This window comes from Kitasatospora sp. NPDC087271 (assembly GCF_044744605.1).
Classification (GTDB): Bacteria; Actinomycetota; Actinomycetes; order Streptomycetales; family Streptomycetaceae; genus Kitasatospora.
Genome location: NZ_JBIUYQ010000038.1, coordinates 1 through 14,074, shown reverse-complemented (window position 1 = coordinate 14,074; position 14,074 = coordinate 1). Strand labels below are relative to the sequence as shown.

Below are 14,074 nucleotides of genomic sequence, written 5' to 3'. Positions count from 1 at the left end.
CCCCCCTTCACCGGTGTTCTTCGCCGTCGCACCACGGCCGCCCGCTCCTCTCCCGCCTTCCGACGGGGGGACCCCGACGCCGCTGTGCGGCGGCTCCTGTTCCAGGGAGCCTGCCATGTCGATGATCAACAGCCTGCGCGCCGCCGTCCGCACCAACCGCCGCCGTTCCGCGGCCGGCGCGTACGACGCCGTCCCGGCGGGCGCCGGCTCGGCGGTCGTCGACTGCGCGGTGTACCAGCACGGCAAGCGCCACGGCGAGACCTGCAGCCCCCGCGAGGCCGCCCGCCGGATCAAGGCCGCGCACCAACTCCCGGACGGGGACGGCTCGTTCAGCTGGATCGGGCTGCACGAACCGGCCGAGGCCGAGTTCGAGGGCATCGCCCAGCGCTTCGGCCTGCACCCGCTCGCGGTCGAGGACGCGGTGCACGCGCACCAGCGGCCCAAGGTCGAGCGCTACGACGACGTGCTGTTCGCCGTCTTCAAGACCATCCGCTACGTCGAGCACGACCAGCTCACCCCGACCAGCGAGGTGGTGGAGACCGGCGAGTTGATGGTCTTCGCCGGGCGGGACTTCGTGATCACCGTCCGGCACGGCGGCCACGGCTCGCTGCAGGAGCTGCGGCACCGGCTGGAGGCCGACGCGGACGAGTCCGGGCTGCTCGCCAAGGGCCCGTCCGCGGTGCTGCACGCGATCGCCGACCACGTCGTGGACAACTACCTGCTGGTCTCCGAGCGGCTGCAGAACGACGTGGACGAGATCGAGTACGGCGTCTTCTCGGCCAAGGGCGGGCGCAGCGCCGACGTCGGCCGGGTGTACCAACTCAAGCGCGAGGTACTGGAGTTCAAGCGAGCCGTGGTGCCGCTGCTGCGCCCGATGCAGCAGCTGTCCGAGCCGCTGCAGCGCCTCGTCGACCCGGACATCCAGAAGTACTTCCGGGACGTCGCCGACCACCTGGCCCGGGTCACCGAGCAGGTGCACGGCTTCGACGAACTGCTGAACTCGCTGCTCCAGGCCAATCTGGCGCAGGTCTCGGTGGCGCAGAACGAGGACATGCGCAAGATCACCGCCTGGGCGGCGATCTTCGCCGTGCCCACCATGATCACCGGCGTGTACGGCATGAACTTCGAGTACATGCCCGAGCTGCACCACAAGTACGGCTATCCGATGGTGCTCACCGCCATCATCCTGATCTGCGTCGGGATGTACCGGGGCTTCCGCCGCAACGGCTGGCTGTAGCCGCCCGCGGCGTCCGCCGGCCGCCACGGGCGACCAGGACCAGGCCCACCAGGATCAGCACCACCGCCGGATACGCCGCCACCGGGGGCCACTGGCCGAGCCAGAGGGCGGCGATCAGGGCCGCGCCCGGGGTCTCCAGCAGGATCGCCGTGGAGGTGATCGACGGGCCGAGGGTGCGCACCACGCGGTTGCTCAGCGAGTGGCCGAGCAACTGGGCGGCGACCATCAGCAGCACGATCTGCCACCACACCCCGGCCGGCCAGCCGGCCAGCGGCGTCCCGGCGACCAGGCAGATCGCCAGCAGGCCCGCCGCCGTGGTGGCGTAGCAGACCAGCGTGTACGCGGTGGTGCTGACGGTCTTGCGGACCTCAGCGCCCAGCAGCATGTACCCGGCGGCGGCCAGGCCCGCGCCGAGGGCGAGCGCGTCGCCGAGCAGCGCGCGCGGGGAGAGCGAGAGGTCGACGCCGGTCAGCACCAGCACGCCGGCGAAGGCCACGCCCGTGCCGAGCCAGACCATCCGGGGGGCGCGGACGCCGAGCAGGCGCATCAGCAGGATGGTCCACAGCGGGGTGGTGGTGACCAGGGCGGTCGCCGAGGCCACCGAGGTCATCCGCAGGCTGGGCATCCAGAGCGCGAAGTGCACGGCGAGCAGTGCGCCCGCCGCGATCGCGAGCAGCAGCGCCCGCCGGCCGATCCCGCGCAGTTCGGCGCGGTGGCGCAGCAGCGCGTACGGGCCGAGGACGCCGACCGACATGACGTTGCGCCAGAACGCGATCGCCAGCGCGGGCGCGGCGGTGGCGCTGATCAGCGGGCCGGACAACGAGATGCCGGCGATGGAGACGGCGAGCAGTAGCAGGTCGGCGGTGGGGAGCGGGTGTGCCGGCTCGGTGGCGGTGGCGGTGGCGGTGGCGGTGGCGGTGGCGGTGGCGGTGGCGGCTGGTGCGGGGGCGGTCGCGGGCCGGGCGGCGGGCACGGCGCTCCTCTGCTGGTCACGTGGGCTGGGGCGAGGCGGGGACCGGGCTGAACCGGGCCGGGGCCGGGCGCTCCTACGGTAAGGCCCGTGGCGATCCGATGGAACTGTCGCCCGACGGCTGAGACAACTCGTGGACGGCGGAGGTCGTACGCTGGGCGCCATGGACCGTACGCCCGCCGCCGCGACCGCCGACGACTTCCTCGACCAGGCCCTGCTGGAGGAGGCCGCGAAGAAGTCCGGCCTCCTCTGGGTCCGCGCCGACGGCCAGGAGCAGGCCCGCCCGCTCTGGCACGCCTGGCACGACGGCGCCGTGGTGGTGGTCGGCGAGGGCGGCGAGCAGCCGCTGCACGGCCTGACCGCCGGATCCGGCGCGGTGGTGACCGTCCGCAGCAAGGACAAGGGCGGCCGGCTGACCGGCTGGAGCGCCCGGGTCTCGGAGCTGGCCCCCGGCGGCGAGGCCTGGCTGGGCGCCGTCGAGGAGCTCAAGGGCAAGCGGCTGAACGCGCCCGACACCGACACCATCACCGACCGCTGGGCCCGCGAGTGCCGCGTGCTGCGCCTGGAGCCCGCCGGTGCGCTGACCGAGCGTCCGGGCGCGATGCCGGACGTCTCGCACGCCGCCCGGCCGATGCCCACCGCGGCCACCACCCGCCGCCCCGTCCCGGCCGGCCTGCCCAAACTGCTGTTCAAGCGCCGCTAAAGATTCACGCCCGGGACTCCTCGGCTGTGTACCGTGCCTCGTCGGGCCGGGCTCGCGACACGCGGGTAGCCTTGCCCGCAGGTGCGCCCCGGCGTACCCGGCACGGCATCGAACGAGTCGAGGGAGTTCATGGCAGGGCCAGGCACCCGGGTCTTCATCTCCCACCTCTCCGCCCTCGCCGTCTTCGACCCGAACGGCGACCAGGTCGGCCGGGTCCGTGACGTCGTCGTCTCGCTGCGGCTGAGCGGCCGCCCGCCGCGGGTCCTGGGCCTGGTGGTCGAGGTGGTCGGCCGGCGCCGGATCTTCCTGCCGATGACCCGGGTGACCAGCCTGGAGTCCGGCCAGGTGCTCGCCACCGGCGTGATCAACCTGCGACGCTTCGAGCAGCGCCCGTCCGAGACCCTGGTGCTCGCCGAACTGCTGGACCGCACCGTCACCTGGTCCAAGACCGGTGAGAACGTCACCGTGCTGGACGTCGGGATGGTGCAGACCCGGATGCGCGAGTGGGAGATCAGCAAGGTCTTCGTCCAGATCGGCCGGGCCGGCCGGCTGCGCAAGGGCAAGGGCGAGCGGCTCACCCTGGACTGGCAGGACGTCACCGGCTTCACGCTGCCCGAGCAGGACCAGGGCGCCGCCAACCTGCTCGCCACCTTCGACCAGCTGCGCGCCGCCGACCTCGCCAGCGTCATGCACCACCTGTCCGCCAAGCGCCGCGCCGAGGTGGCCGCCGCGCTCGACGACGAGCGGCTCGCCGACGTCCTGGAGGAGCTGCCCGAGGACGACCAGGTCGAGATCATCGGCAAGCTCAAGGACGAACGCGCCGCCGACATCCTGGAGGCGATGGACCCGGACGACGCCGCCGACCTGCTCTCCGAACTGCCCGCCGACGAGGCCGAGCGGCTGCTCCAGCTGATGGAGCCGGACGAGGCCGAGCCCGTCCGCCGCCTGCTGTCGTACGAGGAGAACACCGCCGGCGGTCTGATGACCACCGAGCCGGTCGTGCTGGAGCCGGACGCGACCGTGGCCGAGGCGCTCGCCCGCATCCGGGTCTCCGACCACAAGCCCGCGCTCGCCGCGCAGGTGTACGTCTGCCGACCGCCGAACGAGACCCCGACCGGCAAGTACCTGGGCACCGTGCACTTCCAGCGGCTGCTGCGCGAGCCGCCGTACGTGCTGGTCGGCTCGCTGGTCGACGACGACCTGGACCCGCTGCCGCCGGACACCCCGCTGTCGCTGATCACCAGCTACCTGGCGACCTACAACCTGGTGTCCGCGCCGGTCGTCGACGAGGCCGACCACCTGCTCGGCGCGGTGACCGTCGACGACGTGCTCGACCACCTGCTGCCGGAGGACTGGCGCGAGTCCGTCCTGCACGGCCACGACGACACGGACGGCACGAGGGAAGAGGTGCACGGTGGACGCTGACCGCAAGGGGCGGCGGGACGAGTCCCCCCGCCAACGCCTCCAGAGCGAACTGCGGGAACTGCGCCAGCTGCGCGAACTGCGCGGCCGGGAGGGCGGCCGGGAGCGGCGCGCCGAGATCTCCGTGGCCGGCCCGGCCCGCACCCGGCTCGACCAGCCCCGCACCGCCCGGCCCGGGCTGATCTCGCTGCCCGCCTACGACCCGGAGGCGTTCGGCAAGCTCTCCGAACGGATCGCGCGCTTCCTGGGCACCGGCCGCTTCATCGTCTGGATGACGGTGGTGATCATCATCTGGGTGGCCTGGAACACCCTGCTGCCGGAGAACGTGCGCTTCGACAGCTACCCCTTCATCTTCCTCACCCTGGTGCTGTCGCTCCAGGCCTCCTACGCGGCCCCGCTGATCCTGCTCGCGCAGAACCGCCAGGACAACCGGGACCGGGTCAACATGGAGCAGGACCGGGCCCGCAGCGACCGCAACATCGCGGACACCGAGTACCTGACCCGCGAGGTCGCGGCACTGCGGCACGGGCTCGGCGAGGTCGCCACCCGGGACTTCATCCGCTCCGAACTCCAGTCCCTGCTCAAGGAGATCGAGGAACGCCGGGAGCCCTCCGAGACGCTGTGACCGGCGGCACGCCACCGTCGGGTTGGGGGATCCCCCGAGCGCCGTACCATCAAGGCATGGCCAACGAGACAGAGGTCGCGGCCGGCGTCACGGAGGAGTCCGTACGCCAGGCGCTGGCGACCGTCAACGACCCGGAGATCAACCGCCCGATCACCGAGATCGGCATGGTGAAATCGGTCGAGATCGCCGAGGGCGGCGTGGTGCGCGTCGCGGTCTACCTGACCGTCTCCGGCTGCCCGATGCGCGACACCATCGTCACCCGGGTCCGCGAAGCGGTCGGCCGCGTGCCCGGTGTGACCGGCGTCGAGGTCGAGCTCGACGTGATGAGCGACGAGCAGCGCAAGGAGCTCTCCCAGCTGCTGCGCGGCGGCGCCCCCGAGCGGGAGATCCCGTTCGCCAAGCCGGGCACGCTGACCCGGGTCTACGCCGTCGCCTCCGGCAAGGGCGGCGTCGGCAAGTCCTCGGTCACGGTCAACCTGGCCGCCGCGATGGCCGCCGACGGCCTGAAGGTCGCCGTCGTGGACGCCGACATCTACGGCCACAGCGTGCCCCGCATGCTCGGCGTCGAGGGCCGGCCCACCCAGGTCCAGGACATGATCATGCCGCCGCAGTCGCACGGCGTGAAGGTCATCTCGATCGGCATGTTCACCCCGGGCAACGCCCCGGTGGTCTGGCGCGGCCCGATGCTGCACCGCGCGCTCCAGCAGTTCCTCGCCGACGTCTACTGGGGCGACCTGGACGTCCTGCTGCTGGACCTGCCGCCCGGCACCGGTGACATCGCGATCTCGGTGGCCCAGCTGGTCCCCAACGCGGAGATCCTGATCGTCACCACCCCGCAGATGGCCGCCGCCGAGGTGGCCGAGCGGGCCGGCACCATCGCGGTGCAGACCCACCAGAAGATCGTCGGCGTGATCGAGAACATGTCCGGCATGCCGTGCCCGCACTGCGACGAGATGATCGACGTCTTCGGCACCGGCGGCGGCCAGACCGTCGCGGACGCGCTCACCCGCACCGTCGGCGCGACCGTCCCGGTGCTCGGCTCGATCCCGATCGACGTGCGCCTGCGCGAGGGCGGCGACGACGGCCGCCCGGTCGTGCTCGCCGCCCCCGACTCCCCGGCCGGCGCCGCCCTGCGCGCCGTCGCCGGCAAGCTCGGCGGCCGCCAGCGCGGCCTCTCCGGGCTCTCCCTCGGGCTGACCCCGAAGAACAAGTTCTGACGACGCGTCGCCGAAGGGGCCGGGTGGTTCGACCACCCGGCCCCTTCGGCGTACTCGGCGTCGCCGCGCCCTCGCGCCCTACGGGCGGGTGTAGGCGGTCAGGTCGGGGGCGGTGGCGAAGCCGGCTCCGTAGGCGCTGACGCCGCGGCCGTAGGCGCCGAGCAGGACGCCCGGGGCCTCGCCGGCGAGCACCCAACCGTACTCGGACTCGCGGTAGCGGAAGGGCTGCGGCAGGCCGTTCACCGGGAGGCTGAGGGTGGACCAGCCGGGGCCGGCCAGGTCGTCGGCGAGGTCCCACGCGAGGGTGCTCTGCTGGTCCAGCCAGTCCTGGCGCAGCGCGCGGTCGAGCTGGCCGGGCCAGGTCGAGGCGAGCAGGCCCGAGCCGGCCAGCCAGGCGGCGGAGGAGGCGGAGGTCGCCTCCAGGGTGCCGGTGTTGTCGGCGCTGCGGCGGCTGTCCCGGCGGGCCACCGTGACCACGACCGCGAACCTGCGCATGTCGCGCGGCTCGTACTGCCTGGCCGGCTCCTCGCCGTGGCCGAGGCTGCCGTAATCGACGCTGCCGGGCGCCCCGGCCCGGGGGCCTCCGGCGCCGGCCTGCATCAGGTAGCGGCGGCCGGTCCAGCCGTCGTCCAGGCCGTACCAGGGGAAGTCGGCGGACAGGTAGGGCACCAGCGGGTCCGCCGGGCCGGCCTGCCCGCCGACCACCGGGCCGCCGGCCGTGGCCGTCGTCCCCACCGCCTGACTCGTCGCGTCCATCCCCGGGCCTCCTCAAACACACGTTTGCCTGCCGTGGCGCGCTCCCATCGTGGCGTACCGCGGCGTTCCCGGGAGCCGTTCCTGGTCCGCGACAGCGCGGAATGTGACGGACGGCTCAGCGGGAACAATCAGCACAATAGCGGCGCACACGCCGCCGCCCCGCTCAGCCGGGCGGCCGGGCGGGGCGGTGGCGTGGTCGTACGGGGTGTGACCGGGGGCCGGTCAGGTCGCGTCGGGGTCGAACGGGGGCCGCTCGCCGGGCTGCAACGGCGCCCCGGTGGAGGCCGCCACCGGGGCGGCGGCCTTCTCGAAGCTGACGCTGCCGCTGCGGCCGTTCACCGGCGCCGCCGGCTTGTCGTCCAGGACCGAGCGGATGTCGAGCGAGTCCTTCATCTCCTTGAGGCCCAACGGGTCCTCTTCGCCGCCCATGAGCTGCTTGCGGACGAAGGTCTTGGGGTTCAGGTCCTCGAACTCGAAGTCCTTGAACTCGGGGCCCAGCTCGCTGCGGATGTCCTCCTTCGCGTTGTCGGCGAAGGAACGGACCTTCCGGATGAAGCCCATGGTGTCCTGGATCAGCTTCGGCAGCTTGTCGGGGCCGAAGATGATGATCGCCATCACGGCCAGGGTCAGGATCTCCAGCCCGCCTACATCGCTGAACACCTAAGCTCCCTAGCTCGTCGGACGACGGTCCCTACAGGGTAATGGCCATCGGCGGGTCCATGGTCCACGCTGCGATGAAGCCGTGGTAAAGACCTGCCGATGGCCGAGATCGTCGCGACCGGGGCGCGAGCGGCGCTCTAGGTACGGACAGGGCCTAGCGGCTCTAGGTACGGACAGGGCCTAGCGGGTCTGCTGGCGCAGTGCGGGCAGGCCGCCCGAGTTGCGCTCCGAGGCCGGCGGCGGCGTCGCGTCGCGGGTCGCGGCGACGGGGTGGGCCGGGAAGTCCACCGGGATCTGCGCGGTCATCGGGACCAGGCCCCCGCTGCGGCCCGTGCCGCCGCTGTTGCCGACCGTGCTGACCGGGTTGCCGTGCTGGTCCTCGCTCTGCGCGCTGAGGCCGCCGACCCCGCCGAGCGTGACCGCGGCGACCGAGAAGGCGCCCGCGGCGGCGAAGACGAAGCGGCGCCCGCGCGGCGCGGCGGAGCGTACGGCGGCGGCCGGGCGGGGCCGGACGGTGCTCTCGGGGCGGGCCGCGGCCTCGGGGCGGCCGTTGCGCCGGCCCATCAGGGGCCGCAGCACCGCGCCGCCGCGCCCGAACGCCCGCGGGTCGACCCCGGGCACCGGGGTGTCGGCGCCGAGCGCGCCCGCGCCGAAGGAGGCGCCTGCGCCGCGGCCGAAGGAGCCGCCGGTGAGCCGGCTGCCGCCGAGCGTGCCGCCGGCCGCGACCCCGCCGCCGGGCAGGTCGTCGTCGTCACCGCGGCTGCCGCGGCGGACGGGCCAGTCGGCGTCCGCCGGATCGTCCTCGGGCAGGCCGCCGACGGCCATCAGCCGGGCCATCAGGCCGGAGGACGGGCCGGGGGTGCCGGTGCGGGTCAGCAGGTGCTTGACGGCCCGGCCCGCGTCGACCTCGGCGAGGCACTGCGGGCAGGTCGCCAGGTGGGCCTGGACGCGATCGCGCGAGTCGTGGCCGAGTTCGCCGTCCAGGAACGCGGAGAGGCGCTCACCGAGGTGGTGCTCCTCGGCGGCCGGCTCGGCGGGGCGCACCGGCACCGCGCGCAGCGCCGTCTCGCCCGGCAGCGGCAGCGCGGGCAGGACGGGCTCGCCCGGTTCGTCGCCGCCGCGGCGGCCGGGCAGGGCCCAGCCCCGCCTGGCCGCGGACCGGCCGGACGGATCCGGCTGGCCCGGCCCGGACCGGCCGGTTCCGCTCACGATCGCCTCCGTCCGCGCGCACCCGGCGCGAGCGCGCCCTCGACGGCGGCGCCGACCGGCACCGGCTCCTCCGAGCCGCCGCGGCGCTCGCGCCCGGGGGCCGAGCCGGGGGCACGGTGCTTGAGCGCGGCGCGCAGGTGCGAGCGGCCGCGGTGGATGCGGCTGCGGACGGTGCCGAGCTTGACGCCCAGCGTGGCGGCGATCTCCTCGTAGGACAGTCCCTCGATGTCGCAGAGCACCACGGCGGCGCGGAACTCCGGGGCGAGGGTGTCCAGGGCGTGCTGCACGTCGGCGTCGAAGTGGGTGTCGCTGAAGTGCTGGGCCGGGCTGGGCTCGCGGGAGGCGAGCCGCTCGGCCGCGTCCTCGCCGAGCGCGTCGAAGCGGATGCGCTGGCGGCGGCGGACCATGTCCAGGAACAGGTTGGTGGTGATCCGGTGCAGCCAGCCCTCGAACGTGCCGGGGGTGTAGGTGGACAGCGAACGGAACACCCGGACGAAGACCTCCTGGGTGAGGTCCTCGGCGTCGTGCTGGTTGCCCGTCAGGCGGTACGCGAGGCGGTAGACCCGGGCGCTGTGCGCCTCGACGATCTCCTCCCAGGAGGGCGGAGTCCAGGTCTGCGCGTCGGGGCCCTCGGTGAAGGTCGCGAGGGCGGGGGCCTCGGTGGTACCGGCGGCCGGCGTCGCGGCGGCGGGCTGGTCCAGGTCGGAGTGCGCAGGCTGGTTCATCACGGGCTTCGGCGTACGGGCCGACGCGGTGCCGCGGGAGTGCCGCCGCACGGGGACGTCGCCCTCGGCCACACCTCCTCGGTCGGCTCTTCTGCCCAGCAGGGCCACCACCATATCCACCTCACCCGTCAAGCCCGGATAAAAGTGCCCGGGAGGTCTCCCGTACCCGGTCCTTCGTGACAACGGCCCGCCGCCGTACGCGGTTCCCGGTCGGCCAGTAATCTGTGCCAGGAAATATCGACTTCCCTCGGCACCGGGCCGTAACCCGGGGCTCCGAAAGAGGCAGCCATCAGCGAGTTCGGGCCCGCGCGTGTGGCCCTCGCCGACACCTACGTCGGCGAGGACGCGGTGCTGACCTACGCCCGGGCGCAGTCCGCGCGCACCGGGATACGGGCGATCGGGCCCAGCGGCGGGGCGTGCCTGCGGCTGCTGGCCGCGGCACTGGACGCCAAGGCGGTGGCCGAGATCGGCACCGGGACGGGCGTCTCCGGGGTCTACCTGCTGCGCGGCATGCGGCCGGACGGCGTGCTCACCACGGTGGACTCCGAGCCGGTGCGCCAGCAACTGGCCCGCGAGGCGTACCACGCGGCCGGATTCGCGGCCAACCGCTCGCGGTTCATACCGGGCCGGGCGCTGGAGGTGCTGCCCCGGCTCGCCGACGGCCAGTACGACCTGGTGTTCTGCGACGGCGACCCGGCCGAGTCCAGGGAGTACCTGCTGGAGGCGATGCGGCTGCTGCGGCCGGGCGGGATGGTCTGCTTCGAGGGGGTGTTCCAGGAGGGCCGGCTGGCCGAGCCGGAGCTGCAGGACCCCCAGACGGGCGCGGTGCGCGACCTGGTCCGGGACGTCCGGGAGAGCGAGGCGCTGCTGCCGGCGCTGCTGCCGGTCTCGGACGGGCTGCTCTGCGCCATCAAGCGGTAGGACCGTCGAGCGGCAGGGCCGTCAGGCAGCCGGACCGTCAGGCGGCGGCCCCGCCGCCCCGGACGGCGGCCACCGGGCACCTGACGCGCAGGGCCCCAAACGCCGCGGGGCCCGGGCCGACATGACGTCGTACCCGGGCCCGGCAGCACATCTCCAGGAGATGACGAGCACCCGCTGCGGTCAGCCGCAGGCCTTCTTCAGGGCCTCGCCGAGGGCGTCGGCCTCGTCAGGTGTGAGCTCCACCACAAGGCGTCCGCCGCCTTCGAGCGGAACGCGCATGATGATGCCCCGTCCCTCTTTGGTGACTTCGAGCGGGCCGTCACCCGTCCGCGGCTTCATGGCCGCCATGCTCGTTCCCCTTCCTGCAACCGCTCAGCTACGCACCGGCAGTCCGTCCACCGCCGGTATCGAACGCATTGATCGGAAGCCATTATCCCGCATGCCACGGGCTGATGACCAACATCACTCTCGGTGCAACATCGGCCGGACCGCCCCCAAGCGCCGCAATTGCCGTCATAAGCCCCGGCGTGGCGGCGGCGCGCGGGCCGTCGAAAGGTGCGATACCTCACACTCCCCACCCGGCCGTCCGCTCCGGCATCCTGGCACACGACCGACACCGAGCCGACCACAGGGAGCCCTCGCCCATGTCCGATTCCGTGCTGTACGAGCTGGACGGCGGCCTGGCCGTCATCACCATCAACCGCCCGGAGGCGATGAACGCCCTGGACGTCGCGACCAAGGTCGCGCTGCGGGACACCGTGGCCGCCGCGGCCGCGGACCCGGCGGTGCGGGCGGTGCTGCTGACCGGGGCCGGCGAGCGCGCGTTCTGCGTCGGGCAGGACCTGAACGAGCACCTGACGGCGCTGAAGCGGGCCGAGGAGACCGGCCAGAGCCCGCTGGGCACCGTCGCCGAGCACTACAACCCGCTGGTGCGGGCGCTGGCCGGGATGCGCAAGCCGACCGTCGCCGCGGTCGGCGGGGTGGCGGCCGGCGCGGGCGCCTCGCTTGCCTTCGCCTGCGACTTCCGGGTCCTCTCCGACCGGGCCGGCTTCAACACCGCCTTCGCCGGGATCGGCCTGACCGCCGACTCGGGCGCCTCCTGGACGCTGCCCCGGCTGGTCGGGCACGCCAGGGCCACCGAGCTGCTGATGCTGCCCCGGACGGTCAAGGCCGCCGAGGCGCTGGAGCTGGGCCTGGCCACCAGGGTGGTGCCGGCCGGGGAGCTCGCCACCACCGCGCGGGCCTTCGCCCGGGAGCTGGCCGCGGGCCCCACGGTGGCCTACGGCGCCATCAAGGAGTCGCTGGCGTACGGCGCCTCGCACTCGCTGGACGAACTGCTCGACAAGGAGGACGAGCTGCAGACCCTGGCCGGCGAGAGCGAGGACCACCGGATCGCGGTCCGCGCCTTCATCGCCAAGGAGAAGCCGACCTACCTGGGCCGCTAGGGCGCGCCCAGCGGCCCTCTTCGGATCACACCGGGCGCGCGGTGCGGACGTGGCAGTCCGCCAGGTGGTCGTCGACCAGGCCGCAGGCCTGCATCAGGGCGTAGGCGGTGGTCGGGCCGACGAAGCGGAAGCCCTCCTTCTTCAGGGCCTTCGCGAGCGCGGTCGACTCGGGCGTGACGGCCGGCACCTCCCCCATCGTGCGGGGGGCCGGCCGGTCCGGGGCTCCGGCGAACCGCCAGATCAGCGCGTCCAGCCCGCCGTCCAGGTCGCGGGCGACCCGGGCGTTGGCGATGGCGGCCTCGATCTTGGCCCGGTTGCGGATGATGCCGGTGTCGGCGAGCAGCCGCTCCACGTCCGCCTCGCCGAACTCGGCGACCGCGGCGATCCCGAAGCCGGCGAACGCGGACCGGAAGCCCTCCCGGCGGCGCAGGATGGTCAGCCAGGACAGCCCGGACTGGAACGCCTCCAGGCAGACCCGCTCGAACAGGGCGTCGTCGCCGTGCACCGGACGGCCCCACTCGGTGTCGTGGTAGGCGCGGTAGTCGTCGGTCGACTCGCCCCAGGCGCAGCGGCGCAGGCCGTCCGCGCCGAGCACCGCGCCCTCGGCGGGAGCGGTCACCGGTCGTTCACCGGCTTCGCGTCCTCGGGCCGCTCCTGCTCGGGCCGCTCCTTGGTGAGCGCGACGGCCGGTTCGACCACCTTCGCGAACTCCTCCAGGCCGGGCAGCGGTTCGGCGCCGGCGTCCGGGCCGTCGGTCGCCTCGACCGCGCCGCGCAGGTGCCCGGCGGCCTCCAGTTCGGCGATCCGCGAGTCGCGGTAGGCGAGTTCGGCGCCGAGGCGGTCCAGGACGTCGTCGACCTCGTCCATCCGGTAGCCGCGGACGGCCATCGGCAGCCGCAGGTCGTCCACGTCCGCCTTGCTCAGCGGACGGTCCTGCGGCAGCCGGGCGGCGATGCGGTCCTGCACCGCCTCCGGCATCGAGCCGCCCCCGCCGAGCGCCACCAGCGCGGCGCCGCCGACCACCACGGCCATGGCGACCACGATCACCCAGAACACGAGCTGTCCTCCCGAACTCCCGGCCGGCCTGCTGCGAAGTGCCCCCGACCAAACTGATCATGACAGCATGGTCCCTGTGAGGCCGGGGGCCATCATCGCACCCGCAGCAGCTGTGGAGGAGACATCGGTGGCACTGCGCCTGGGACCGCGGGAATTCGGTGACGACGAGCTGGTGATCATGGCGATCGTCAACCGGACGCCGGACTCGTTCTTCGACAGGGGGGCGACCTTCGCGGACGAGGCCGCGTTCGCCGCCGCCGACCGCGCGATGGCCGAGGGAGCGGCGATCCTGGACATCGGCGGGGTGAAGGCCGGGCCCGGTGACGAGGTCACGGTGGAGGAGGAGCTGCGGCGCACCGTGCCCTTCGTGGCCGAGCTGCGCAAGCGCCACCCGGAGGCCGTGATCAGCGTCGACACCTGGCGGCACGAGGTCGGCGAGGCGGTCTGCGAGGTGGGCGCCGACCTGCTGAACGACGCCTGGGGCGGGGTGGACCCGAAGCTCGCCGAGGTGGCCGCGCGCCACGACGTCGGGCTGGTCTGCACGCACGCGGGCGGCGCCGAGCCGCGCACCCGGCCGCACCGGATCGGCTACCAGGACGTGATGGCGGACATCCTGCGGGTGACCGTCGGGCTGGCCGAGCGGGCGGTGGGGCTGGGTGTGCGGCGGGACGCGGTGATCATCGACCCGGGGCACGACTTCGGCAAGAACACCCGGCACTCGCTGGAGGCCACCCGGCGGCTGCCGGAGATGACCGCGACCGGCTTCCCGGTGCTGGTCTCGCTGTCCAACAAGGACTTCGTCGGCGAGACGCTGGACCGGCCGGTGAACGAGCGGCTGCTCGGCACCCTGGCCACCACCGCGGTCTCGGCCTGGCTGGGCGCGCAGGTCTACCGGGTCCACCAGGTCGCGGAGACCCGCCAGGTGCTGGACATGGTCGCCTCGATCCGGGGCACCCGCCCCCCGGCGGTCGCCCGCCGGGGGCTGGCGTAGGCGGCCCGGAGGGCCGGGGGCCCAGGCCTGTCCGGCCTAGATCCAATGCCGGTGACTTTGTGGTCGGTGTCTCGTTGGTTGTGGTGTGGCGAGGGTGGGGCAGGTCAAGGCGCCTGCGAGTGAGCGGATATCGGACC

Annotated in this window: 16 protein-coding genes; 8 read left to right on the top strand and 8 right to left on the bottom strand. The window is 73.7% G+C overall.

Annotated elements, in window-relative coordinates:
- Positions 1–115: 115 nt before the first annotated feature.
- Positions 116–1,237: a magnesium/cobalt transporter CorA gene (corA, locus tag ACIO9K_RS35620; protein WP_400335966.1), complete on the top strand. Its 1,122-nt coding sequence runs from the start codon at positions 116–118 to the stop codon at positions 1,235–1,237.
- Here the strand turns inward: corA and ACIO9K_RS35615 are convergent.
- A complete protein-coding gene (locus tag ACIO9K_RS35615) occupies positions 1,182–2,210 on the bottom strand; it encodes a DMT family transporter (RefSeq protein ID WP_400335963.1) in 1,029 nt (342 codons plus the stop codon). The two genes, corA and ACIO9K_RS35615, sit on opposite strands and share 56 nt — an antisense overlap.
- A gap of 160 nt (positions 2,211–2,370) precedes the next feature.
- Between ACIO9K_RS35615 and ACIO9K_RS35610 the strand changes: the two genes are divergently transcribed.
- From ACIO9K_RS35610 to ACIO9K_RS35595, 4 genes are all read left to right on the top strand, one after another.
- Positions 2,371–2,910 carry a hypothetical protein gene (locus ACIO9K_RS35610; RefSeq protein ID WP_400335960.1) on the top strand — a complete coding sequence of 180 codons (540 nt, stop codon included), beginning with the start codon at positions 2,371–2,373 and terminating at the stop codon, positions 2,908–2,910.
- A gap of 129 nt (positions 2,911–3,039) precedes the next feature.
- Entirely contained in the window at positions 3,040–4,335 is a 1,296-nt protein-coding gene (locus ACIO9K_RS35605; protein ID WP_363621462.1) for a magnesium transporter MgtE N-terminal domain-containing protein, read from the top strand.
- 49 nt (positions 4,336–4,384) lie between these two features.
- Positions 4,385–4,957 carry a DUF1003 domain-containing protein gene (locus ACIO9K_RS35600; RefSeq protein ID WP_371522685.1) on the top strand — a complete coding sequence of 191 codons (573 nt, stop codon included), beginning with the start codon at positions 4,385–4,387 and terminating at the stop codon, positions 4,955–4,957.
- Between the two features lie 56 nt (positions 4,958–5,013).
- Positions 5,014–6,174 (top strand): Mrp/NBP35 family ATP-binding protein, encoded by a 1,161-nt coding sequence (locus ACIO9K_RS35595; protein WP_363621460.1) that lies wholly within the window; start codon positions 5,014–5,016, stop codon positions 6,172–6,174.
- A gap of 78 nt (positions 6,175–6,252) precedes the next feature.
- Here the strand turns inward: ACIO9K_RS35595 and ACIO9K_RS35590 are convergent, their stop codons facing one another.
- From ACIO9K_RS35590 to sigE, 4 genes are all read right to left on the bottom strand, one after another.
- Complete coding sequence (locus ACIO9K_RS35590; protein WP_063347930.1) at positions 6,253–6,930, bottom strand: hypothetical protein; 678 nt, start codon at positions 6,928–6,930, stop codon at positions 6,253–6,255.
- A 222-nt stretch (positions 6,931–7,152) separates the two neighbouring features.
- A complete protein-coding gene (locus tag ACIO9K_RS35585) occupies positions 7,153–7,590 on the bottom strand; it encodes a sec-independent translocase (RefSeq protein WP_363621459.1) in 438 nt (145 codons plus the stop codon).
- Positions 7,591–7,770: 180 nt separating this feature from the next.
- Entirely contained in the window at positions 7,771–8,799 is a 1,029-nt protein-coding gene (locus tag ACIO9K_RS35580; RefSeq protein WP_363586752.1) for a zf-HC2 domain-containing protein, read from the bottom strand.
- Positions 8,796–9,524: an RNA polymerase sigma factor SigE gene (gene sigE / locus ACIO9K_RS35575; protein ID WP_371522687.1), complete on the bottom strand. Its 729-nt coding sequence runs from the start codon at positions 9,522–9,524 to the stop codon at positions 8,796–8,798. Before sigE ends, ACIO9K_RS35580 begins: the two co-directional genes overlap by 4 nt.
- 312 nt (positions 9,525–9,836) lie before the next feature.
- On the opposite strand from sigE, the gene ACIO9K_RS35570 reads away from it, so the two are divergent.
- Positions 9,837–10,445: a class I SAM-dependent methyltransferase gene (locus ACIO9K_RS35570; protein ID WP_350879900.1), complete on the top strand. Its 609-nt coding sequence runs from the start codon at positions 9,837–9,839 to the stop codon at positions 10,443–10,445.
- A 180-nt stretch (positions 10,446–10,625) separates the two neighbouring features.
- On the opposite strand, the gene ACIO9K_RS35565 is transcribed toward ACIO9K_RS35570, so the two are convergent.
- Complete coding sequence (locus ACIO9K_RS35565; RefSeq protein ID WP_014137929.1) at positions 10,626–10,793, bottom strand: DUF3117 domain-containing protein; 168 nt, start codon at positions 10,791–10,793, stop codon at positions 10,626–10,628.
- A 296-nt stretch (positions 10,794–11,089) separates the two neighbouring features.
- Here ACIO9K_RS35565 and ACIO9K_RS35560 point away from each other — a divergent pair, with 296 nt between their 5' ends.
- Positions 11,090–11,890, top strand: coding sequence for an enoyl-CoA hydratase-related protein (locus ACIO9K_RS35560; RefSeq protein WP_400335957.1), 801 nt, complete (start codon positions 11,090–11,092; stop codon positions 11,888–11,890).
- Between the two features lie 25 nt (positions 11,891–11,915).
- On the opposite strand, the gene ACIO9K_RS35555 is transcribed toward ACIO9K_RS35560, so the two are convergent.
- Positions 11,916–12,509 (bottom strand): DNA-3-methyladenine glycosylase I, encoded by a 594-nt coding sequence (locus ACIO9K_RS35555; protein ID WP_363621455.1) that lies wholly within the window; start codon positions 12,507–12,509, stop codon positions 11,916–11,918.
- Positions 12,506–12,946, bottom strand: coding sequence for a DivIVA domain-containing protein (locus ACIO9K_RS35550; RefSeq protein ID WP_363586755.1), 441 nt, complete (start codon positions 12,944–12,946; stop codon positions 12,506–12,508). The genes ACIO9K_RS35555 and ACIO9K_RS35550 overlap by 4 nt, the downstream gene beginning before the upstream one ends.
- 178 nt (positions 12,947–13,124) lie before the next feature.
- Between ACIO9K_RS35550 and folP the strand changes: the two genes are divergently transcribed.
- On the top strand, positions 13,125–13,937 hold the full coding sequence (gene folP / locus ACIO9K_RS35545) for a dihydropteroate synthase (RefSeq protein WP_363586766.1): 813 nt from the start codon (positions 13,125–13,127) through the stop codon (positions 13,935–13,937).
- Positions 13,938–14,074 lie beyond the last annotated feature (137 nt).